Origin of the sequence: Acinetobacter sp. XH1741, from assembly GCF_041021895.1 — a bacterium.
In the GTDB taxonomy this organism is placed as follows: domain Bacteria; phylum Pseudomonadota; class Gammaproteobacteria; order Pseudomonadales; family Moraxellaceae; genus Acinetobacter.
Window position 1 is genome coordinate 2,883,845 of sequence record NZ_CP157428.1, and the last position, 20,079, is coordinate 2,903,923.

General features: G+C 37.0%; 25 protein-coding genes. 8 read left to right on the plus strand and 17 right to left on the minus strand.

Annotated elements, in window-relative coordinates; translation table 11 throughout:
* Positions 1 to 161 precede the first annotated feature (161 nt).
* From mumR to ABLB96_RS13780, 6 genes are all read right to left on the minus strand, one after another.
* Positions 162 to 1,073 carry a LysR family transcriptional regulator MumR gene (gene mumR / locus ABLB96_RS13755; protein WP_348896761.1) on the minus strand — a complete coding sequence of 304 codons (912 nt, stop codon included), beginning with the start codon at positions 1,071 to 1,073 and terminating at the stop codon, positions 162 to 164.
* Positions 1,074 to 1,163: 90 nt separating this feature from the next.
* Complete coding sequence (locus ABLB96_RS13760) at positions 1,164 to 1,343, minus strand: zf-HC2 domain-containing protein (protein ID WP_348896762.1); 180 nt, start codon at positions 1,341 to 1,343, stop codon at positions 1,164 to 1,166.
* Positions 1,337 to 1,957, minus strand: a complete 621-nt coding sequence (locus ABLB96_RS13765; RefSeq protein WP_348896763.1) for an RNA polymerase factor sigma-70 — start codon at positions 1,955 to 1,957, stop codon at positions 1,337 to 1,339. The genes ABLB96_RS13760 and ABLB96_RS13765 overlap by 7 nt, the downstream gene beginning before the upstream one ends.
* On the minus strand, positions 1,954 to 2,715 hold the full coding sequence (locus ABLB96_RS13770; protein ID WP_348896764.1) for a putative DNA-binding domain-containing protein: 762 nt from the start codon (positions 2,713 to 2,715) through the stop codon (positions 1,954 to 1,956). The genes ABLB96_RS13765 and ABLB96_RS13770 overlap by 4 nt, the downstream gene beginning before the upstream one ends.
* Positions 2,666 to 3,529: a DUF692 domain-containing protein gene (locus ABLB96_RS13775; RefSeq protein WP_348896765.1), complete on the minus strand. Its 864-nt coding sequence runs from the start codon at positions 3,527 to 3,529 to the stop codon at positions 2,666 to 2,668. Before ABLB96_RS13775 ends, ABLB96_RS13770 begins: the two co-directional genes overlap by 50 nt.
* A gap of 69 nt (positions 3,530 to 3,598) precedes the next feature.
* Entirely contained in the window at positions 3,599 to 3,907 is a 309-nt protein-coding gene (locus tag ABLB96_RS13780; RefSeq protein WP_106465928.1) for a hypothetical protein, read from the minus strand.
* Positions 3,908 to 4,070: 163 nt separating this feature from the next.
* On the opposite strand from ABLB96_RS13780, the gene ABLB96_RS13785 reads away from it, so the two are divergent.
* Entirely contained in the window at positions 4,071 to 4,673 is a 603-nt protein-coding gene (locus tag ABLB96_RS13785; RefSeq protein ID WP_151763686.1) for a DoxX family protein, read from the plus strand.
* Here ABLB96_RS13785 and ABLB96_RS13790 read toward each other — a convergent pair.
* From ABLB96_RS13790 to ABLB96_RS13815, 6 genes are all read right to left on the minus strand, one after another.
* Complete coding sequence (locus tag ABLB96_RS13790) at positions 4,670 to 5,467, minus strand: SDR family NAD(P)-dependent oxidoreductase (protein ID WP_348896766.1); 798 nt, start codon at positions 5,465 to 5,467, stop codon at positions 4,670 to 4,672. The two genes, ABLB96_RS13785 and ABLB96_RS13790, sit on opposite strands and share 4 nt — an antisense overlap.
* Positions 5,468 to 5,558: 91 nt before the next feature.
* Positions 5,559 to 6,503, minus strand: a complete 945-nt coding sequence (locus ABLB96_RS13795; RefSeq protein ID WP_348896767.1) for a DUF4424 family protein — start codon at positions 6,501 to 6,503, stop codon at positions 5,559 to 5,561.
* 334 nt (positions 6,504 to 6,837) lie between these two features.
* Entirely contained in the window at positions 6,838 to 7,236 is a 399-nt protein-coding gene (locus tag ABLB96_RS13800; protein WP_348896768.1) for an EamA family transporter, read from the minus strand.
* Positions 7,233 to 7,592: an EamA family transporter gene (locus tag ABLB96_RS13805; protein WP_309454797.1), complete on the minus strand. Its 360-nt coding sequence runs from the start codon at positions 7,590 to 7,592 to the stop codon at positions 7,233 to 7,235. The genes ABLB96_RS13800 and ABLB96_RS13805 overlap by 4 nt, the downstream gene beginning before the upstream one ends.
* A complete protein-coding gene (locus ABLB96_RS13810) occupies positions 7,589 to 8,473 on the minus strand; it encodes an alpha/beta fold hydrolase (protein ID WP_348896769.1) in 885 nt (294 codons plus the stop codon). Before ABLB96_RS13810 ends, ABLB96_RS13805 begins: the two co-directional genes overlap by 4 nt.
* The gene (locus tag ABLB96_RS13815; RefSeq protein ID WP_348896770.1) at positions 8,470 to 9,189 is read right to left on the minus strand and encodes an MtnX-like HAD-IB family phosphatase; all 720 of its coding nucleotides are present in this window, start codon (positions 9,187 to 9,189) and stop codon (positions 8,470 to 8,472) included. Before ABLB96_RS13815 ends, ABLB96_RS13810 begins: the two co-directional genes overlap by 4 nt.
* A 431-nt stretch (positions 9,190 to 9,620) precedes the next feature.
* Between ABLB96_RS13815 and ABLB96_RS13820 the strand changes: the two genes are divergently transcribed.
* The 4 genes from ABLB96_RS13820 to ABLB96_RS13835 all read left to right on the plus strand — a co-directional run bounded on the left by ABLB96_RS13820 (position 9,621) and on the right by ABLB96_RS13835 (position 13,872).
* Positions 9,621 to 10,388 (plus strand): MipA/OmpV family protein, encoded by a 768-nt coding sequence (locus ABLB96_RS13820; RefSeq protein ID WP_348896771.1) that lies wholly within the window; start codon positions 9,621 to 9,623, stop codon positions 10,386 to 10,388.
* A gap of 80 nt (positions 10,389 to 10,468) precedes the next feature.
* Positions 10,469 to 11,908 (plus strand): aminotransferase class III-fold pyridoxal phosphate-dependent enzyme, encoded by a 1,440-nt coding sequence (locus ABLB96_RS13825; protein ID WP_348896772.1) that lies wholly within the window; start codon positions 10,469 to 10,471, stop codon positions 11,906 to 11,908.
* Positions 11,909 to 11,917: 9 nt separating this feature from the next.
* Complete coding sequence (locus ABLB96_RS13830) at positions 11,918 to 12,985, plus strand: GNAT family N-acetyltransferase (protein ID WP_348896773.1); 1,068 nt, start codon at positions 11,918 to 11,920, stop codon at positions 12,983 to 12,985.
* On the plus strand, positions 12,982 to 13,872 hold the full coding sequence (locus tag ABLB96_RS13835; RefSeq protein ID WP_348896774.1) for a hypothetical protein: 891 nt from the start codon (positions 12,982 to 12,984) through the stop codon (positions 13,870 to 13,872). Before ABLB96_RS13830 ends, ABLB96_RS13835 begins: the two co-directional genes overlap by 4 nt.
* A 33-nt stretch (positions 13,873 to 13,905) precedes the next feature.
* Here the strand turns inward: ABLB96_RS13835 and ABLB96_RS13840 are convergent, their stop codons facing one another.
* Both ABLB96_RS13840 and ABLB96_RS13845 read right to left on the minus strand, forming a co-directional pair.
* A complete protein-coding gene (locus ABLB96_RS13840) occupies positions 13,906 to 14,223 on the minus strand; it encodes a hypothetical protein (RefSeq protein ID WP_348896775.1) in 318 nt (105 codons plus the stop codon).
* A 146-nt stretch (positions 14,224 to 14,369) separates the two neighbouring features.
* On the minus strand, positions 14,370 to 14,927 hold the full coding sequence (locus ABLB96_RS13845; protein ID WP_348896776.1) for a TetR/AcrR family transcriptional regulator: 558 nt from the start codon (positions 14,925 to 14,927) through the stop codon (positions 14,370 to 14,372).
* 710 nt (positions 14,928 to 15,637) lie between these two features.
* Between ABLB96_RS13845 and ABLB96_RS13850 the strand changes: the two genes are divergently transcribed.
* The 3 genes from ABLB96_RS13850 (at position 15,638) to ABLB96_RS13860 (ending at position 17,809) form a co-directional block, all read left to right on the plus strand.
* The gene (locus ABLB96_RS13850) at positions 15,638 to 16,885 is read left to right on the plus strand and encodes a serine hydrolase (RefSeq protein WP_348896841.1); all 1,248 of its coding nucleotides are present in this window, start codon (positions 15,638 to 15,640) and stop codon (positions 16,883 to 16,885) included.
* Positions 16,886 to 17,019: 134 nt separating this feature from the next.
* Positions 17,020 to 17,361, plus strand: coding sequence for a hypothetical protein (locus ABLB96_RS13855; RefSeq protein WP_348896777.1), 342 nt, complete (start codon positions 17,020 to 17,022; stop codon positions 17,359 to 17,361).
* Between the two features lie 19 nt (positions 17,362 to 17,380).
* Positions 17,381 to 17,809 (plus strand): GNAT family N-acetyltransferase, encoded by a 429-nt coding sequence (locus tag ABLB96_RS13860; RefSeq protein WP_348896779.1) that lies wholly within the window; start codon positions 17,381 to 17,383, stop codon positions 17,807 to 17,809.
* Between the two features lie 94 nt (positions 17,810 to 17,903).
* Here the strand turns inward: ABLB96_RS13860 and ABLB96_RS13865 are convergent, their stop codons facing one another.
* From ABLB96_RS13865 to ABLB96_RS13875, 3 genes are all read right to left on the minus strand, one after another.
* Positions 17,904 to 18,359: a hypothetical protein gene (locus ABLB96_RS13865; RefSeq protein ID WP_348896781.1), complete on the minus strand. Its 456-nt coding sequence runs from the start codon at positions 18,357 to 18,359 to the stop codon at positions 17,904 to 17,906.
* Positions 18,360 to 18,610: 251 nt separating this feature from the next.
* Complete coding sequence (locus tag ABLB96_RS13870) at positions 18,611 to 18,805, minus strand: hypothetical protein (RefSeq protein ID WP_348896783.1); 195 nt, start codon at positions 18,803 to 18,805, stop codon at positions 18,611 to 18,613.
* Positions 18,806 to 18,963: 158 nt separating this feature from the next.
* Positions 18,964 to 19,914: a 3-hydroxyacyl-CoA dehydrogenase NAD-binding domain-containing protein gene (locus tag ABLB96_RS13875; RefSeq protein ID WP_348896785.1), complete on the minus strand. Its 951-nt coding sequence runs from the start codon at positions 19,912 to 19,914 to the stop codon at positions 18,964 to 18,966.
* Positions 19,915 to 20,079: the final 165 nt, after the last annotated feature.

The window sequence follows — 20,079 nt, forward strand, 5'->3', positions numbered from 1 at the left end:
TAAATTAAAATTTATAAGTATTTAATTTTTATTATTTTTTATTTTATTAAAAGTCAGGATAAATTTTACTTATCGACTTTCATAAGCTGCCTTTATGACTTTGCATACAAGCAGCGATAATTTAGAGAAGAAAAATGAGATGAAAAGATCACCGATTCTACTTATTTTTTAATTTGCTCATTCAGCCTTTTCATGGCACTTGCTGAGACTTTAACAGCGACCTCGGTTAATTTTTCTTTCAAGGCAACGTCATTCCCGTGAATATAAATGGACGTGAAATGAAAGGTTTTTAAGCGAATAGGCGTATCTAATATCTCCAGTCGTCCGTCGGTAATTTCCTTTAAAGCCGTTAAGGTCGGTACGACTGCAATACCTAAACCTTGCTCAGCAAGACGCAATAAAGTCGCTAAAGAATAACTGGTAATTGAAAGCGGCTCATCAATGCCCTGTTCTTTCATTTTGGCCTTTAATTCCTTATAGGGATAGGTAATTTTTGGATAAGTTAAAATGGTATGCGACATTAAGGTTTTAAAAGACATTTGCCCAATTCCACCTTTAAACGATGGTGCTGCTAAGAAACTGAGTTCAAAGTTACAAAGGGACTGCTCAATACATTCAAAAGCCAAGGTTGGGCCAAGTAAAAAGGCCATGTCCAAGTCTCCCGTACGAACGCCTTCTTGTAAATTAGGTGTCAGGTCAACCACAATTTCGACGGAAATTTTTGGGAACTCTTGTTGAACCTTTTCTATATATTCAACGAGCCACGTATAAACAATAGTTTCGGAAACGCCTAAACGAATGGTGCCAGTCAGGTGCTGGTTTTCGGTCAGTTCTGCGACTAGATCTGTTTCTAAGCGCATAAACTTTTCGGCATATTTAAATAAAGTCATGCCTTTATGGGTCAGTTTAAACTGCCGCAAGCTTCGGTCTAAAACCTTAAAACCTAATTCATTTTCAAGAGATGTGATTTTTTGAGATACCGCAGGCTGCGTCGTTTGTAATTTAGTTGCAGCCTTATTGAAGCTATTTAAAGTAACAACCCAATAAAATGCTTCAAGATTCTTTAAATTCACGTTTCATCCTGTCTTAAAAATTCCTTTACTTTTATAGTATGTAAGCTTTTAGCGTGTTATGGCCAGCAATAAATAAATTTTTAACTAAAGTTAGTTATCCAAATTTTTAAATGCTTTAGAAAGCTGACTAATTGTTTTGATCTGTTTTGCATAACGGCGGCATGATCGGCATGCCAACAAATGCAGTTGTAAACCACTTTGCTCACGTAAAAAAAGTGGTCTATCTTGTTTTTCAGACAACAGTTGAGTGGCTTGTCGACATGTCAACATGAACAATCCTCCTTCAATAACCATTTATTTTCCAAGCATTCCCGTAAACGGGTACGACTTCGATACATCAACACATTAAAGTTTGAAATAGATAACTCCAGCTTGCTACAAATTTCGTTAGAACTCAGCTCTACCACTTCTCTCATCATAAAAACCTGAGCATATTTGGCAGGCAAATGATCTAAACAGGCTTCAAAAATTATCCAAAAATCTGACTGCTCCATCATTTCTTCAGGGCTTTGCCATGCTTGAGGTGCTTCATATTTATGCCAGTGTCCTGAAACATCAAACAATTCATCAACACTGAGTTCGCTTTCCTCATCTTTAAATAATTCAGACATGGCAACCAAACGTGACTTTTGCCGAACCACATCAATAATTTTATTTTTTAAAATAGCGAATACCCATGTTTTGAACGCAGCCCGCCCTTTAAATGAATCTAAGTTTTGAAAAGCACTGGTTAAAGCCTCTTGCACTACATCTTCAGCTTGCGGAAGTGAGGATAACTGTAAAAAAGCAAATTTAATCATTTGCTGCCTTAAGTCTTGTAAAAAGGCTGGGTTATGCAGTTGATCCCCTAAGTCGTCATGATGTGATGCCGCGGCCGAAGTCATCCTTGTACCTCTTTAAAATCATGGGGAATTTGAATTAATTGTAGTCGAGTTAAGAGGTTTTTGAGTTCTTGAATTTGCAGATAAATTTCAGGCTCAGACAAGTCAGTGAGTACGGAATGAATGAGTGTGAAAATATCATGGTCAGTTAACGCTATATTTTTCGTTAACTGTTCAATCAGCATAGCAAACAAAGGCGAAAGCTGTTCAATACATACTTTATTTTGTTGATCACGCCAGACCATTATTGCACTTGGTGCAAGTTCAACTTGTTCTAGCGTCATCAAAGTCGTCCACGTATAAACGGGATATTGATAAACCAGTACCCATACTTTGGTGGTTAACTGCCAAGCACAATTTTCGTGTAAAACATCATTTTCAATTTCAACAGTATCTAAATACAGTTCAAGCCATTCAAACTGCAATAATTCAGCCAACCAAGGATATTCTTGCAATATTGGATGCTGTCGTGCTGTTAAATACTCTCTAAACTCTAAAGAAATATCATTATATAAAGGTGAGCGACTCTTAGCTTTTTGAAAAAACTCTAACAGCAATTGTTGCCACTTTAATTCTGGCAACATCGAACGAGCTACCGGATAAACTAACTCAATAAATGAGCTGATATTATTAAAAAGTAAGTCCCGATAAATTTGCATTCGTTGAGCAGGAAGTGCTTGAGGTATTTCCAAATCAGGATCACGAATCCATTCACAAAACTGTCGTTGCATGGTTTGGAAGGATATTTGATTTCCCTTCATAGCCACTCTCCTGTTGTTGAATGAGTTTAATTTTGGCGAGTTCCTCTTCTAATTCTTGCCATGATGGAATATTAAAGTCGCGTTCTAATAAAGTCGGTTTTACTCCACACACTTGATAGGTATATCTCAATAGCTCCCAAACACGGTCACAAACTTCTGCCCCATGGGTATCGATTAATAAGTTCTTCTGAACTTTTTCATGCCCAGCAATATGTAAATAACGGATTCTTTCTTTTGGCATTTTCTGGATAAAACCAGATGCATCGCTACCATGATTGATACTGTTGACATAGACATTATTTACATCAAGGAGCAAATCACAGTCTGCATGTTGCATTACTTCACGGATAAATTCAGCTTCACTCATTTCGGCATTCGGCATTAAATAAGTAGAAACATTCTCTATAACTAATCTTTTTCCTAAAATATCCTGCACACGTAAAATACGTTCAGCCACATATTTAACAGCGGCTTCTGTCATCGGTATGGGCAACAAATCGTATAAATAGCCGCCATCATTTGTATAACTTAAATGTTCAGAATAAATTGGTACATCATATTGTTCTAAAAAGCGTTTTATTTTACCTATAAATTCGAGATTAAGTGGATGCGGCCCTCCAATAGATAATGACAACCCGTGACAAATTAACGGCGCTTTTTCAGCACACTGTGCAAGTAGTTTTGCATGTCGACCACCAAAACCTAACCAGTTTTCTGGGGCAACTTCGATAAAGTCCGGATATGTTTTTGCAGTTAGAAACGAATCTATAAAGTCACGTCTTAAACCAAGCCCCACACCATTCAACTCCATCATGGTGATTACTCCTTTTGGAAATGATGCCGACACTTACTAGAAGGCCGACATCATCCATGATTAGATTGTTTACTTGGCGCCACACTTGCCATCAGCAACTTTTTTATCTGCCCCGCACTTGCCGTCCGCTGCTTTTTTAGTTGCTCCGCATTTACCATCTGCTGCTTTTTTATTTGCTCCACATTTTGCTTCAGCAGACTTTTCGTGTTTTTTCATTTTGTTGGCTCCGCATTTCGCTTCACCACATTTACCATCGGCTGCTTTGGTTGCATGTACTTCGGTTGTTGTATTGGTTGCTGCTACAGCCACTTGCGTAGCACCCACAACTGAAAGTGCTAATAATGCTGCCACTGAAGTCATTGAGTTGAGTTTGTTCATTTTCGTATTCCTTTAATGCTAATTTCTCGGTTTGTACACATGTACATAAAGTTAGACGGACTAAATCCCTTTTTATTACACCGTAAATAAAAAAATTTTTATGTAAGAAATACAGTTTCCATCCGACTAATTATTATTCAATCGCATTGGATGTGAAATTATCATGAAGAACTTTATTTATGGCTTATCTCGATATTATCAAAACCTCGGTAAGTCTTTACAACATATTGACGGCATTGCCGCATTGGCTATACGATTGTATCTAGTTCCTATATTTTGGATGGCGGGTACAAATAAACTGATGCACTTCAATGACATTGTAGAATGGTTCGGCAGTTCAGATGGAGGATTGGGCCTTCCTTTTCCCTATTTAATGGCCGTGCTTGCAACGTCAACTGAACTAGCAGGTGCCATACTTTTAACATTAGGTTTATTTACCCGTTTAATTAGTATTCCTCTTATTATTACCATGTTAGTTGCAATATTTACGGTACACCTCCCAAATGGATGGCAAGCAATTGCAGACCCGCATGCTCCCTTCGCGAACATGCAAGTATTGGCTTCCGCTGAAAAGTTAGATAAAGCTCGAGAGATTTTACAGAACTATGGCAACTATGACTGGCTTACATCGAGCGGTTCGTTTGTTATTTTAAATAACGGAATTGAATTTGCCGCGACCTATATGATTATGCTACTTGCCCTGCTTGTACTTGGAGGTGGTCGTTACTTTAGTTTAGATTATTGGATTAAAAATAAACTACGCTAATCGATTATTGCACCAGCAGTCATGTTTACAACCGTTGCGGTCATTGAGTTCGCATGTTCCGAGGCAAGAAAAGCGACGGTTTCAGCAACCTGAGAAAGTGTAGGTAAACGCTTTAGCATGGTGCTCTGAGCAGCACCTTCAAGCCATTGTCCTATGCTGATTCCCATTGCTTGTGCTTTAGACTCAAATAATTCACGTGTATAAGAACCCGCTTGAACCGCATCAACAATTGCATGTGAGCGCACACCGAGTACCCGTATATTTTTAGAACCTAACTCACTGGCAAGCGCCTTAATAAACGCCTCAATTCCAGCACAACCCACAATATGTCCGAGATGTCCCGGTATCGCCATTCGTGCTGAAGGCGCCACAATTGAAATGATGGTTCCGCCACGCTCACCACCCATATACCGAACCACAGCTTTCGATATATTAAACTGAGCCGTTAGAAATGGCTCTATTCCCCCTACAAACTCGTTAAGGTTTAACTCCACAAGTACTTTACCCTGATTATGTATAAAACTGGTCGCATTAATGACGATATCTAAAGCACCCGTCGCTTGGGCAATTTGAGCAACGGCATCACTGGTTGCTTGGCTATTGAGTACATCAACACTAACGGTATGTACCATGCCTTCATGTTTTTGCAGTTGTGTCGCAATGTTTTGTAGTTTATTTAAATCTCTTGCGCATAAATAAACATGTGCTCCTTCACGAAGGAAAACTTGCGCAATCGCAGTGCCAATTGCACCACTGCCTCCAAAAATAACTGCTACTTTTCCCTTGAGCAACATACGGCATCCTCTTGTTATTGTGCGCCATAGCTAGGTTATGACACACAATCAAAAGTGATGCAATTTTATACAAATTAAAGTTTGTATGGGTTTATGGAAGATGAACAAAAATAACGTCTAAGTCTTGTTTTGGTACAAACTTGGTTTTGCTCATTTGAAATTGAGTCGGACTAATTTTAGTGACTTTGCCATCCCAACAAAATGAAACCAGTTCGTCTTTATCACGTTCAATCGTTAACTTAAAGTTTTCAATAGGCTTTGCCCAGTTAGCACCTGTCGTCAAAATATAACCTAACGCACTAAACGGCGAATGTTCTGCCTGTGCTTTTTTAAGGCCCTGCTTAAGCTGTTTATCCATGCAAAATTGCTTACTATCTTCTTCTGGTGTGAGACCTACAGAACCACCCACTAAGGGCTTATATTCATGGTGAATTTTAGTCAAACTATTGGCTTTGAAGGTTTGCTTCCAGCTATAAATAACTTGAGATGACCACGGAATTACATCATCTTTTTCAAATTGAGCTAAAATCTTCTGCATTTGTGGTTTATTACATTTGTTCAGCTTATCTAGATAATGCAAATAATCATAGTTATTGCGGATCCATGGATTCAGCATGTCTTTTTCACTGAAACCACACTGCTTAAATTCATCCGTTACATCAATTACAGGCGATTTTTCATCTTTTTGAATAAACGTTCTGACATGCATTTCCGGTTTTATATTTTGACCGTCCACCACAATTTTAAAGCTTTTTAAAAGTGCGTCTGTGTCTGCAAAATCCGCTTCAAAAAAGTTATCAACACGTGGTAGTGGAAATAAAACGGTTTCTGTCACATCCTTGTTACTTAAATTTTTATATACATAATCGACCTTAATCATCTTTTTACTAATAAATAGATCTTCACTCTGCATCGTAACTTGTGCGTTTTTTAAATACTGAATACCACCTGTACCGACATAACCCGTCGAGTCATTGGCGAAGCTATAGCTTGAAAGTGGAATCAAAGTAGCTAAGGTTATTGCAAGCTTTTTCATTTTAAAGTCTCTATATCGTTTTTCATTATGAAGTATCAATCTCTTATAAATAATAGCGCTTTGGCTGTGTTGCAGTAAGTATTACATCAGCTATTTAATAAACATAATTAAGGGATAAGAACATCTTTATTTATATTTGGGTTTGAAAATTTGTCTTTTTATTTTATACAAAAAACCAGATGACTTATTTTAAATCTTTCTTTTAATTTTCAATTTATTAACTTAAAAAATAATAAAACCGCCATATCCCCTAATACTTATCGAGCATTGCACTAACATTTATAAATATCAGTTACGGGGGTTATGACGGTTTTAACAAATAATTGATTAAAGATTATTTTGTAGCGACTTCTTCATGACTATGGGTTTCTTCTTCATCTTTAGCCAAGAAGCAGACACCAGCAAAAATAAGAATAGCGCCTGTGACTTTTGTAAATGTGAGCGGTTCATTAAACAGCCAAATCGACAAAAACATGACAGTGATGAGTTCTAAATGTGAAGCTGCAAAGGCAGGACCTATCGGGGCATGCTTTAATAAATTCATCCAGATAAAAAAGGCACCCAAATACCCAATGAAAGCCCCATAAATCCAGGGATGACCAAATACCCGAAGCAGCCAATCTACATCAAAAGTTAAAGGCATCGCATGATTTGAAGCCAACTTAAAACTGATCTGTGCCAAAGTATCGAAGAGCATTAATGTTAAAAAACCAACAATATAAAATTTTCTCATGCTCCAATCCCAACAATAGTCACTCCGAGTCCAATCAGAATCACACCAATTAATCGATTTCGAGTTAATTTTTCTTTAAAGAATAAACGCCCAGCAAGCATAATCACAACAATATTAATGCACCCTAACATCACTCCAACAGAAAGTGGAACTAGTGAGAGGAAAGCGAGCCAAACAACAAATTCAAAGATATAACAAAAAACACCCACCCATAACCACGGGCGTTTAGCCATGAACCACCAATGTTCAAGCCCTTCGTTGGTTTTACTTTCATGAGCAGCGGCCTTAAAAGCCAACTGCCCAACAGTATCAATCAAAATGGTTAGCATCCATACACTGAACACCACAATATTCATACAAGTTCACCAATCTTTTCAGGTGAAACTCTTCGTTCCTGTCTAGTTGACAGTGTTTCTGGCTTCTTTTTTTGCTGTTGGTACTGCTGAATAAAATGAATGGATTCGTCAATCACTTGCTTACGATCATTATCAATGGTGATCATATGATAACTGTTATAAAGCCAGATTAAACTCTTAGGCCCCTTCACTTTGGCATAAATTAATTCACTGTTTCTACGGTGAGCAATGTCATCGTCATAGGCATGTAGTAATAGACATGGTGCAGTGATATTTGAAAGATTTTTGCGAACATTGCGCGAAAGACGCTGCAACTGGAACAATGAATGCCACGGATTACCCGGTAAACCTGCTTCACTACTTTCACCGCTGTTCATGGCCTGAACAATACGTGAGCGCAATACTTCATTTTTGATGCCGTAAGGTTCAGCTTCATCAAAGGTATTATTACGGAAAATATTGAGATAATGCACACTAGGCAAAACAATAGGTGCCAGCATTTTTGACCATAAAGGAATGCTCCAGCCATCGTATTGAAAGGTTGGACTATAAGCAATCACTCCGGCAACCGGATAAGTCGACGCATACTTTAACGCCAACAAAGATCCCATCGATAAGCCTGCAACAAATAACTCATCGGTATGTTCTTTTAGCTTTTCTGCTGCTGCAACGACACTATTAAACCAATCTTCCCATCGACTGTTCACGAGGTCTTCAACATCGCCACAATGTCCAGCCAACTGTACGCCATATACGCTATAACCAGCCTGATGAAGCACGCGTGCGATTCCTCTCATTTCGTTTGGCGTACCAGTCAAACCATGAATGAGTAGAATACCAGTTCGGTTGCCCGATAAAAAAAATGAGTTGTCTTTTATCATGTAATCACCGTTACTGGAGTATCTATTCCAAAATCGCTACTTAATAGTTTAGCCAAAGGCTGGTAAATTTCTGCAAAGTTCTCAAACTTTGTATGGAAAATGTGGTTTTCTATACAATGGTCTATCAGAGATTTTTTTGCAAAAACATAATCTGCATTGCCTGCGAGACAATAATCTGAACGGCCATCACCAATCAAGATAGTATGTTTTTGAGGTTTTTGGTTGGCAACCTTACATTTACACGTTCCACTTTGACTAACACAGTTCACCTCCTGATTCGGGAACTCTAGTCTCCATGATCTTTCACCTGTCTGAACCAGATGATTTGCAATCACAGGCAAATGGTCTAACTGATATTTTTTTAAGATATGGCGAATCACAAAATCGAGGCCATCACTTACAATGGTCAATGGAATTTTATATTGAGCAGTAATCTTTACCAACTCGATAAACCCCAAGTCAATTTCAATTTTATCGAGACATTGCTGCAACTCATCAACAGAGACATCTAATAGTTCAATCTGTTTTTGCATACAAACTTTGGAACCAATCTTTCCTTGTTCCCACTCTTCCTCAATTTCTTCCCAACCAGCTTTTGCATAAGTTTCAAGCAAATAATCCGTTGTATCTTTTAAACTAATTGTTCCATCAAAGTCACATAAAATATGCCAAGGTACAGTGTGATCTGTATAGTAGTGCTGGTTGACCATGAACATAAAATGCCTCATACAAATAATCTAAGAATTTTTATAAAAAAATCACACTCTGACTTTAGGCGGGAAATCTTAAAATTTCTTTAATTAAAAGTCTTCAAAAAAATTTTGAATAAAGTATTATATTATTCCATCAATTACAAAAGTATAAATAGAGTTCAGATGATTTAATGGTTGAAAAAAACATCTTCTATTTTAAAGAAAAACTTACCAATCAATTTTTTAAACAAGGATATGCCAAAAAATGAATCGCTCATTTTTCTTAAAAAGTCTCTTTTTTATCTAAAATTAGAAAGGATTGGCAAAAAAATACAAAATTAAGTTAATTTTAATTTTTTCTTAAGTTTTGCATAAGAATTAGCTTTTATATTCAAAAAAATTTTGAACAGAACACAACTAAACACCGTTTTTTCTTCACCCCAGAAAGACTAAATATGATTAAACCATTGAAAAGAATCTCCATAGCAATAGTAATTACCAGTAGCTGTTTTTACTGCTCTGCTTATGCACAAGATGCTCAAGAAGAAAGCTCATCGCCAGATTTCACAATGGGTTTTAATTATTCTGTAAATTTTCAGGCTTATAAAGGTCATAAAACTTCTCAAACGCTTTTACCTGTTTTTTTCTATGACAATGATAAATTCTATATTGAAGGCGACGATGCCGGTTATTACCTGTTCAAAGACGACAAAAATCAATTACGCCTCGATGGTCACTATGACGGAAACTCATATGATCCAAGTGGTGAGCTACGTTTACTAGACAAACGCAAATGGTCTGTTTTGGCTGGTGCAAGTTATATGCGAATTACACCTTATGGCGGATTTAAAGCACGACTTAATACCGATGTTTTATCGCGTAGTAAAGGAACGATTTTAAGAGCGTCTTATATCGCTGAAGTGGACAAAGGCAATTTAACCGTCTATCCCGAAGCAGGTGTCCAGTGGAACAACGCAAAATATAACCAGTATTACTACGGCGTAAGCGATGCTGAAAGTAAACGTAGTGGTATCGCAGCCTATCAACCCGGCCAAAGTATATCGCCGTTTGTAAGTATGACGGCCAACTACCCACTTTCTAAACACGTAAACGCATTTAGCTCTATTGAAGTTAATTATTTATCAAACGAACAGTTTAAAAGTCCAATGGTAAAAAAACGCACAGACATTACTCCTGCTGTGGGGCTTACCTTTACCTTTTAAATATAAACACTCTTTTCACACTCAGCCTCTGTATCTAAAACGTACATACTGAAAACATCAACCGTAAAAGGAATAGAAGTATGAACAACAATCATACATTCAAGCAAGAAAGCACTTCTGCAACAAGTTCTAATAACCGCGTTCCACTTGATGAAGCGCAACTTTTAGCAGATGAGGCAAAGTATTGTTCACATGGTGATACAGTACACTATGTAAACCCACCTAAGATTTTTACGGATTGTCAGGGCAGCTATATATTTGATGACCAGAATATCCCATATTTAGATTTACAAATGTGGTATTCGGCAGTCAACTTTGGTTATAAAAACCCACGTTTAGACCAAGCACTTATCGACCAAATTCATAAACTTCCTCAAATTGCTAGCCAATATTTACACCCAACTAAAATTGAACTCAGTAAAGTTATTGCTGAAGACATGCTTAAAAAGACAGGTGTACAAGGCCGTGTTCACTACAACGTTGGTGGTTCACAAGCAATTGAAGACTCATTAAAAGTTGTACGTAACTTTACTAAAGGCAAAAGCCGCATGTTCGCTTTCGAAGGCGGTTACCATGGCCGTACTTTAGGCGCATCTTCAATTACTTCAAGCTATCGCTACCGTCGTCGTTATGGCCATTTTGGTGAGCGTGCTCAATTCATTCCATTCCCATATCCTTTCCGTCGTCCTAAAGGCATGACACCAGAAGAATATGCAGACAAGCTAGTTGCTGAATTTGCACGTCTTTTTGAAAATGAATACCACGGTGTTTGGGATCCTAAAGTTCGTGAAAGTGAATTTGCTGCTTTCTATATCGAAACAATTCAGGGTACTGGTGGTTATGTTATTCCACCGAAAAACTTCTATAAAGGCTTGAAAAAAGTTCTAGATGACCACGGTATTTTATTGGTTGTAGATGAAATCCAAATGGGCTTCTACCGTACTGGTAAACTTTGGTCTTTCGAACATTTCGGCATTACACCAGACGTTGTTGCATTTGGTAAAGCGTTAACCAACGGATTAAATCCTCTTGCTGGTATTTGGGCAAAAGAAGAAATGATTAATCCTGAAATTTTCCCAGTTGGTTCAACTCACTCAACATTTGCATCTAACCCACTTGGTACAGCAGTTGGTCTTGAAGTCATGAACATGTTGGCTGAAAAAGACTATGAAAAACAAATCATGGAAAGCGGTGCCTATTTCCTAGAAGGTCTAAAAGACTTACAATCACGTCATCCAGAAATTGGCGATGTTGATGGTTTAGGACTAGCATTGCGTGCAGAAATTTGTCAGGCTGATGGCTTTACTCCAAACAAAGAATTGTTGGATAAAATGGTCGATATCGGTCTTTCAGGTACCCTTGAATATCAAGGTCAGCAATGTGGTTTGGTGTTAGATGTAGGCGGTTATTACAAAAACGTAATTACATTTGCACCATCTCTAGAAATCTCGAGAGCCGAAATCGATCAAGCTATGGTATTACTTGACCAATTATTAATTCGAGCTAAACGGGAAATTTAAAATCAATTTATGACTATAAACCTGAATCAGTTAGAACCTCAGGCAGTGGTGGATGCTTTTTTAAAGCATCCACCTTTAAGTTTTCAGGTTCATTCTTCTAACAATTTTTTGCCTTATTTTTATACAGAGTTTGATTTATTAACGACTCTAGATACTGATCTTCTTAAAAAAATTAAAGCGATACCAGGCTATCAAATCTGGGGAAAATTCCTTCATTTTAAAACGTGTTTTATCGGTACCACTGTTACAGAATACAGTCTATTACCCGATCAGCTTTCACTGGACTCAATTACAGATTTTTTAAAAAATAATGACCAAAACATTAAATTAGGTATTATTAAAGATCTTCCTTTAAGTTCACCTTTACTCAGCGATCTTGAAAATAATTACAGTCAAACGTTTATTCAAGAAGCAGAAAAAAAAGGGTTTTTATCTGTTGAAGGCCAAGCCTTAGCATATGTCCCTATCGACTTTTCAAGTCGCGAAGAATATCTATCAAGATTATCTAGACCTCGTCGTAAAAACTTTAAACGTAAACTCAAAAGTTTAAATGAACTCAATATTGAGCAATTGTCTACGGGCGACGAACGGTTTAACGATTCTCGATTTAGAACCTATTTATATCAACTCTATTTAGCGGTTTATCAACAAAGCGAAATACATTTCGACCTACTCAGCCCTGAGTTTTTTTCAGAAATTCTTCAAGATGCAAACAGTGGCGGCAAAGTCTTTTTATATTGGGCAGACGACACGCTTGTAGGCTATAACATTTGTTATGAATATAAAGACAATCTAGTTGATAAATATATTGGGCTCAATTATCCGCTCGCAAAAGAATACAATTTATATTTTATTAGTTGGTTCGTAAATTTAGATTATGCATTAGCCAACAACCTCAAATACTACATTGCCGGATGGACAGACCCTGAGGTCAAAGCTCAACTCGGGGCTAAATTTACATTTACCCGTCATCTGGTATGGATACATTCCCCTGCCTTACGTTTTGTTTTAAAAAAATTACGACCTTTATTTGAAGCAGATCATCAGTGGCATGTTAAACAGGAAACACGATCATGAATCTGGTAAATAACAGAACACCTGTCGTTTTAAATTTTGATGATTCTGCGGGTGATCCTGATGATGCAGTACGTATTGACTTAACTTCATGGCAAGAAGTGATTCGCTTTGGTTGTAAATTAAAAGAGTTCGATGAGTTACGCACACATCTAAACCAGCATTTACCTTCAAAACTCGGTTGTGTGCTTTTAGGTAGCGGTGATTATCACCACGTTACTCAGCTTTTACTCGAAAGATTGCCATCTGATGAACCAATTCACCTGATTGTCTGCGACAACCACCCTGACAACATGCGCTACCCTTTTGGTATTCACTGTGGTTCATGGGTGTATTGGGCAAGTAAGCTTCCACAAGTTGCCAGAATTGACGTGCTTGGGATTAGTTCAAGTGATATTGGTTGGCTACACGCTGTAGAAAACCATTGGTCGCCTTTACTAAAAGGAAAACTGCATTACTGGAGTATTCAGCAAAATGCATCATGGGTGCGTTTTACCGGTAAAAAAAATGCATGGCAAAATTTCGATCATCCAGATGAGCTGCTAACTGCATTCCTGATAGAACTAAAAGCATCGAATTCGCCTATCTATTTATCAATTGATAAAGATGTGCTGTCGAGCGATGTAGTAATGACAAACTGGGATCAAGGTAAATTTCTAGAAAGTCACTTACAGAGCGTAATTGAAGCATGTAAAGGTCGTTTAGTTGCAGCAGATATTACGGGTGATGTTTCTGCCTATCATTATAAAAACTACTTTAAACGATTTTTAGCAGCTTCTGATGGACAAGAAGAACCGACTGCCGAAGAACTCTCAAATTGGCAGTTAGAACAGAAAGCACTGAACTTACGTTTAATTCATGCCATAGATTCAGCTTGGTTAGATCAATAAGAAAAAACCCACAATATGTGGGTTTTCTTTTAGTTACTTCACTGCGTTTACGCCAACAATAAATTGACTACAATTCGAGCCTTCAGAAGCATTGCCTAACTGCTTTTCAGAAAACTTAAATTTTGATGCTACAGAAGCATAATCTTGCTTAAGGGTTTGACCTGTGAGTTCGCCTAACTCTTTTACTTTTTCAGGTTTTAAGATGCCATGTTCAACCGCTTGATTGACCATTACACATGCGGTCGTCATCGCATCATAACGTGCGGCTGTTTTAGAATAACCGAGAGCGCCCACTACACCACCAATAATTAAACCTACAACCGCAGCCAAAATCACATGCATTTTATTCATTTTAAATACCTAAAAATCTAACGAAAAACGAGCATTTTAAGAGTATGTGCTCAAGTCAAATCAGAATAACGGCATTTAACTGATATAAAAAGTTAGATTCTTTCAAAGTTTTTGATAAATTGTATAACCGTTTCTCTTTTTCATTTTTACACCACTCCACCCAAAAACGTCTCTAGCACCACATCCCTTTCTTCCAAAGTGTTTGAGCTTAAAGCCTGTAGCAGTAAACCATCTATAAGGTTGACCACCATGTTGGCATCGAATTTGGGTTCGCGGATTTCACCGCTAAAAATCAGGTCAAAAATTTCATGGTGCAGCCATTTGCGATATTCAACCGCCATACGGTAGGCCTTCGGGTATACCAATTTCGTTTCAAAAATGGCTTTGAGTAATAAATGGTACAAGCTGTTTAAATTGGTATGTAAGACAATAATTTCTTTGAGTTTATCTTTTGATGTGTAGTAACGGTTTGAATAAATGATCGCGAGCACTTCTTCTTTGAGTAGGCTTTTTTGAAAGACAATACACATTTCAATCAGGCCTTCTTTTGAGCCAAAAAAGTTATAAAGCGTGGCTTTAGGTATCTCGGACTCTTTTACAATCAGATCAACACCCGCGGTGTGAAATCCATAAGTTGTAAATAAACGAATGGAGGTATCAATAATGTGTAATTTTTTGGAAGAAGTTTCTAAGTAATTTGGCATAGTTTTACCGTTATAAAATTCTTGTTGTATCGATATGAGAAAAAGCCTGTGCCCTTTTTGGGAGAAAAAAGGCACAGCAAAGCCGCAAGACGGTGCTTGGCACATCTCAAGTTTTATTGTTGATACAAGTTTTTTTGAGCCGTAATGACTTAAAGCCTGAAAACCTTAGGGTGATCAAGCTGCTTTAAATTTTTAAGTTGTGTCGTTATAGCTTTTGGCCTTGAGAGCCAAGAAATAATGAATGTGCAAAGCCAACTCCTTTTTATTGGGAGTTCTGCCAAACATTAAAATTATGGTGGCAGAACGAGAAAGGGTTCGCGGACTGGTTTCGACTCCAGCACACCCGAAGGTGTCCCTCTCCCGTCCTACCGCTACGGGAGGAGACGAGGAGATGCTCACACAAAACTATTCCTCAGAAGAAATAATCCTGATGTGGTCGAAAACAGCGGTCCGCGACGACCGACTGGCAATGTGGCCAGCAGGCAAAGAATAGTGCCCAACCCTTTTGCAGTCAAGCACACAAAATGACATTTGTTTTAAAATAGATCATTAAAAAGTAAGGATAAATAATTCAAATTTATTATTAAATTAGGGTTTATAAAGTCAGCGAAATTTATATAGATATATGAGGTTTGATAGGTCAAAATGAAGGTTTGTTTTAAAACCATTTATAAAAATTGTGGATTGATTTGAACATAAGAGGACATTTAATGAAGAACTTTCTAACCAAGAAAATGTACACGACTAGAGCTTTATTGCTTGCTGTAGGCGTTATAACTTTGAATGTTTCCCCTATTGTTATTACTCACTCTTACGCAGCGACAGAACAAAAAATGGATAACTTATCTAACAAGCTTTCACTCATTTTTGAAGATAAGCCTATAGACGCTTCTTTATTTAGTCCTCACTTTTTACAACAGGTTTCCATAACACAAATTCAAAAAATCGTTGATGATTTAAAAGCCTCTTTAGGCCCGTTAAAAAGTATGAATGTTTCTAATGGCTCCGGGACTATTGATTTCGAAAAAGGCGAATTACCTGTTTCAATTAGTTTAGATCATCAAGGGCAAATTAGTACTCTTTGGTTTAGCGCACCTCATTTTAAAACAGTAAGCCTAGACGAAATGGTTAAAGGCCTACATGAAAATGCAGTTGGTAAAACCTCTCTTTTAGTTGTGGTAGATAACAAACCCGTGGTTGTTGAAAATGATAAAACCCCAATGGCCGTCGGCTCTACTTTTAAGTTACTGGTTTTAAAAGCGTATGAAGATACGATAAAAAAAGGTGAATTAAAAAGAGAAACTATAGTCTCTTTAAAAGAAAAAAATCGCTCATTGCCAACTGGGGTACTACAAAACCTACCTGCCGGCACACCTGTAAATCTTGAGCTTCTCGCACAGTTAATGATCCAAATTAGCGATAATACAGCAACCGATAGTCTTATAGAGGTATTAAAGAAGCCTCGTATAGAAGCGCTTTCACCTAGAAACACCCCGATGCTAACTACAAGAGAGCTATTTCAACTGATTGATCCGAGCAATGAAAAGCTAAGAAATAAGTTTAAAACAGGAACAAAATCAGCTCGTCTAGAAGTGCTCTCTGAATTAGACAAACTGCCGCTACCAAGTGTGAGTAGCATTGGAAAATCGGCTACTTGGCAAGATGCTGAATGGTATATATCAGCCAATGAGATTTGTCCTATTCTCGAAAGTGTTCAAGATGCCCCTGCTCTGAATAGCTCTTTAAATCCACTTTTTAAAAATTTGAATTGGCAAAAAATTGGCTTCAAAGGCGGTTCTGAATATGGTGTGATTAACTTTTCTGTAATTGGTAAAACTCAAAAAGGTCATAAAGTTTGTGCAGTATTTACTGCAAATGGAAATGAGCCACAACCTGAGTCAAAATTAGCCGTTTTATTTGCTGGTATACTTCAAGCTGTTGATTCTATGAATTATTAAGTATAAAAGCCCTATTTGGTAAAAGGGCTTTTCCTAACCACTGCTGATGGGCTGTTTTGATTTGGATTTAGTCGGGTATTTGCATAGAGTAGTTTTAGCAAAATTTATTATTAAATAAATAGTTGGTGATTAAAATGTCATTAATCGTACCTGTAGGAGTGGATGAGGGAGCACTAGAAGTACTTTGGTATAGCTCTTTTCAAAATATTGAAGAAATTATTCTATGGTGGGAATCTCAAGAAAGTATTGATATATATAAATATAAAACTGACTTAGAGGCTGCTGAAGCTATACTATCTAATGGCAAAGTAGTGAGTGTTAAAACAGAAGAACAATATGATCTCTACTATGCAATAAGTGCAAAAGCGGAAACTATAACGCTCATAATCGACACAGACTATACCTCGCGCTTATCCTATAACGGAAAGAAATATTTTCATAAAGGAAAGCTTAATTTCCCCCCTGATTTAACTTAATGGTACTACAAAAAATATTATGGAAATTTCATTAAGACTTGCTAACACTGCCGATCTAAAAACCATAAACGAACGTTATGCTGAGGTTGATTTTGTTCCGTCATATGAAGATGAACTTATTGTATTAGCTTCTATTGGTGGAAAAATTGTTGGTCAAGGTAGAGTTGTGTCTATTGATTCAAACATTGGCGAACTCGGTGGAATTTACGTCTTTCCTAACAATGAAGGCTTAGGAGTCGCACGTAAAGTGGTCGAGTTCTTAATTAAAAACTCAAAACACCCATTGCTTTACTGTCTACCTTTTGCCGAACTACAAAGTTTTTATGGTTCTATGGGTTTCGCTCCCGTGGAAGACATGGCTCAGGTTCCAAAGGCTATAATCAAAAAATATAAGTGGTGTAACAGCAATTACGACAAAGCTGTTTTGCTGCTACAAAGAACTAAATAATGTAATACTCATAAAAAAACCGCCCCAGAAGGCGGTCGCTGAGTTAAAACCAGCAGGTATATAGAAGTATGGTGGACGGATACTTCTATATTCTTTATGAAGGAGTTTTATTGGTTTTCATGAAATCTTCAGATTTAAAATAACTAATGATCATATCTGCATGTTCTTCTTTTGGAGGAACAGCCGTTACAGGAAATACTTCTTTAGAAATTTTAAAACCTTGCGGAATTAATTGTGAAATCGGTGGAAATTTAGGTTTTCCTCCATCTGTAATCCGCTCAATAAAACCGGCCAACCAGAGCAAATATTCTCCTTCATTTTCAAACTTTGGCATGACACTTAAGTCAATTTTAAATTTGGATTCGCTCTGCGACTTAAATTGCTCATCAAAATCGATATAGTTAAACTTAAGCTTAAAGTCAGTTCCTTTAATAGCCTTACGAATTTGACTGATTAAACAATTTAAATTTTGCGTTAGGTCTTTGGTAAATAAGTTATCTTTTTTAATGTTTTTATAGACCTTTTCAGCCACTGCTAAATACTTTGGCATTTTACCCTCCTCACTCTCAATTGTTATAAAGTTCTGATCTTAAAATGATTTATGGTTCTGATTATGGCGAAACAAATGTAATGAAGTGAAACAATATTATAGCCGAACGTAAGTATTTAAAGCCTAGTGTAAATTGCACCAAATAAACACCGAAAAAAATTATGGTTTTGTTAACTCATCCGCAATATTTTTTAATTTATCTACATATTTTGAAACATTTACTTTCAATTTCTTTTTACCATTTGGTAAAATTAATACGGTCTCATTTGCTGATCGCGTCTGACTAAACCCAAAACTGATCTACGCACTCTTATTTCTTCTTCAGAAAATGGTAAATATTGTGTTAACTCACCTATAGAAAGTGAATTATTTTCTATTAAAAAACAGTCTTGTTCAGTCGTCCAGTGTGAAACCATTGGTTCAGTTTGTTTGTAGTAACGTTTCATATGTCCTAGTAAAATTAAGAGCCTAAAAAGCTTACAAATAGAGCAAGCTTTAATAGTATTGAAGCAAAAAGAAGAATAGGAATAGTACTCAAATACTCAATAATAAAAAAGCCAAACACTGCAACAAAACATTGTTTGGCTATGAGTCACGAATAGGCTTAATCCAACTTTAGTTGCTGTCTTAGCTTTAAAATATCGACCAATCCTTTATCTCTTTTTTGGTATAAATCGACATCTTGATATTGCGTTAAAAGCTCATTAGTTTGAGCTTCTAGCAACTCTGTGGTTTCTTCCGAGTGCTGAAAGGCTTGCATATCATTCCACCATTCGGTCATTGGTGGCCCTAAGTGATGAATCGCCTCTTTAAAACCCTTCTGGTTTGCAAGCTCCATATTTATATAAGGACCAAATAATGCCCACCTTAGCCCAGGCCCACTGGTGATTGCGATATCTACATCTTCTGCTGAGCAGACGCCGTCTTTAACTAATGAAAATGCCTCTCGCCATAAAGCTGCTTGTAAACGATTGGCGACATGCCCTTTTACTTCCTTATTTAAAATAATCGGGTGCTTACCTAGCCTTTGATAAAAAGCAGAAGCTCGTTTTAAAAGCTGTGGATCTGTTAGTTTTCCTCCAATAATTTCAACCAAAGGTAATAGATGAGGTGGGTTAAATGGATGACCTAAGAAAATACGCTCGGGATGGGCTGCATCTTTTTGAAAGTCGGTCACTTTCAAGCCTGAAGAACTTGAAGCAATAAGTGTTTTTTCAGGGCAATATGAGGTAATTTCCTGATATAAATTTTGTTTTAACTCTAAACGTTCAGGTGCATTTTCTTGAATAAAATCTGTATCTGAAACGGCATCTTTTAAGTTGTTATAAAGTTCAATATTTAACAAAAGGTCTTGTAAATTATAGCCGCTATGCTCTTGCTGATCTAAAGCAAGTAAATCACTTAGATTGGCATATATCCGTTTTTTAAATAACTCCTCATCTATAGGGTAAGGGTCATATACCTTTACTTTAAAACCTTTATATAAAAATAATGCTGTCCAGCTTGCACCAATAACACCTAGGCCAACCACACCGACTGTTTTAATATCTTCCATATTTTCCTCATTATCCTCTTACTTTTTAAAGCTTCCCTAATTTCCCTTTACGACTTTAAAAATAGTCAAACCCACATTTTTTTAAGCGTTCAGTACTTTGCCTCTACACTGTCATAATTGCATGAGACTGGTTTTATAATAGGCATACCCTTTCTAAAGTTCATC

Excerpts from the sequence above, each read along its gene's own strand:
- ABLB96_RS13760 (WP_348896762.1), bottom strand. The coding sequence starts at position 1,343 with ATGTTGACATGTCGACAAGCCACTCAACTGTTGTCTGAAAAACAAGAT.
- ABLB96_RS13765 (WP_348896763.1), bottom strand. The coding sequence starts at position 1,957 with ATGACTTCGGCCGCGGCATCACATCATGACGACTTAGGGGATCAACTG.
- ABLB96_RS13770 (WP_348896764.1), bottom strand. The coding sequence starts at position 2,715 with ATGAAGGGAAATCAAATATCCTTCCAAACCATGCAACGACAGTTTTGT.
- ABLB96_RS13775 (WP_348896765.1), bottom strand. The coding sequence starts at position 3,529 with ATGATGGAGTTGAATGGTGTGGGGCTTGGTTTAAGACGTGACTTTATA.
- ABLB96_RS13780 (WP_106465928.1), bottom strand. The coding sequence starts at position 3,907 with ATGAACAAACTCAACTCAATGACTTCAGTGGCAGCATTATTAGCACTT.
- ABLB96_RS13785 (WP_151763686.1), top strand. The coding sequence starts at position 4,071 with ATGAAGAACTTTATTTATGGCTTATCTCGATATTATCAAAACCTCGGT.
- ABLB96_RS13790 (WP_348896766.1), bottom strand. The coding sequence starts at position 5,467 with ATGTTGCTCAAGGGAAAAGTAGCAGTTATTTTTGGAGGCAGTGGTGCA.
- ABLB96_RS13795 (WP_348896767.1), bottom strand. The coding sequence starts at position 6,503 with ATGAAAAAGCTTGCAATAACCTTAGCTACTTTGATTCCACTTTCAAGC.
- ABLB96_RS13800 (WP_348896768.1), bottom strand. The coding sequence starts at position 7,236 with ATGAGAAAATTTTATATTGTTGGTTTTTTAACATTAATGCTCTTCGAT.
- ABLB96_RS13805 (WP_309454797.1), bottom strand. The coding sequence starts at position 7,592 with ATGAATATTGTGGTGTTCAGTGTATGGATGCTAACCATTTTGATTGAT.
- ABLB96_RS13810 (WP_348896769.1), bottom strand. The coding sequence starts at position 8,473 with ATGATAAAAGACAACTCATTTTTTTTATCGGGCAACCGAACTGGTATT.
- ABLB96_RS13815 (WP_348896770.1), bottom strand. The coding sequence starts at position 9,189 with ATGTTCATGGTCAACCAGCACTACTATACAGATCACACTGTACCTTGG.
- ABLB96_RS13820 (WP_348896771.1), top strand. The coding sequence starts at position 9,621 with ATGATTAAACCATTGAAAAGAATCTCCATAGCAATAGTAATTACCAGT.
- ABLB96_RS13825 (WP_348896772.1), top strand. The coding sequence starts at position 10,469 with ATGAACAACAATCATACATTCAAGCAAGAAAGCACTTCTGCAACAAGT.
- ABLB96_RS13830 (WP_348896773.1), top strand. The coding sequence starts at position 11,918 with ATGACTATAAACCTGAATCAGTTAGAACCTCAGGCAGTGGTGGATGCT.
- ABLB96_RS13835 (WP_348896774.1), top strand. The coding sequence starts at position 12,982 with ATGAATCTGGTAAATAACAGAACACCTGTCGTTTTAAATTTTGATGAT.
- ABLB96_RS13840 (WP_348896775.1), bottom strand. The coding sequence starts at position 14,223 with ATGAATAAAATGCATGTGATTTTGGCTGCGGTTGTAGGTTTAATTATT.
- ABLB96_RS13845 (WP_348896776.1), bottom strand. The coding sequence starts at position 14,927 with ATGCCAAATTACTTAGAAACTTCTTCCAAAAAATTACACATTATTGAT.
- ABLB96_RS13850 (WP_348896841.1), top strand. The coding sequence starts at position 15,638 with ATGAAGAACTTTCTAACCAAGAAAATGTACACGACTAGAGCTTTATTG.
- ABLB96_RS13855 (WP_348896777.1), top strand. The coding sequence starts at position 17,020 with ATGTCATTAATCGTACCTGTAGGAGTGGATGAGGGAGCACTAGAAGTA.
- ABLB96_RS13860 (WP_348896779.1), top strand. The coding sequence starts at position 17,381 with ATGGAAATTTCATTAAGACTTGCTAACACTGCCGATCTAAAAACCATA.
- ABLB96_RS13865 (WP_348896781.1), bottom strand. The coding sequence starts at position 18,359 with ATGCCAAAGTATTTAGCAGTGGCTGAAAAGGTCTATAAAAACATTAAA.
- ABLB96_RS13870 (WP_348896783.1), bottom strand. The coding sequence starts at position 18,805 with ATGAAACGTTACTACAAACAAACTGAACCAATGGTTTCACACTGGACG.
- ABLB96_RS13875 (WP_348896785.1), bottom strand. The coding sequence starts at position 19,914 with ATGGAAGATATTAAAACAGTCGGTGTGGTTGGCCTAGGTGTTATTGGT.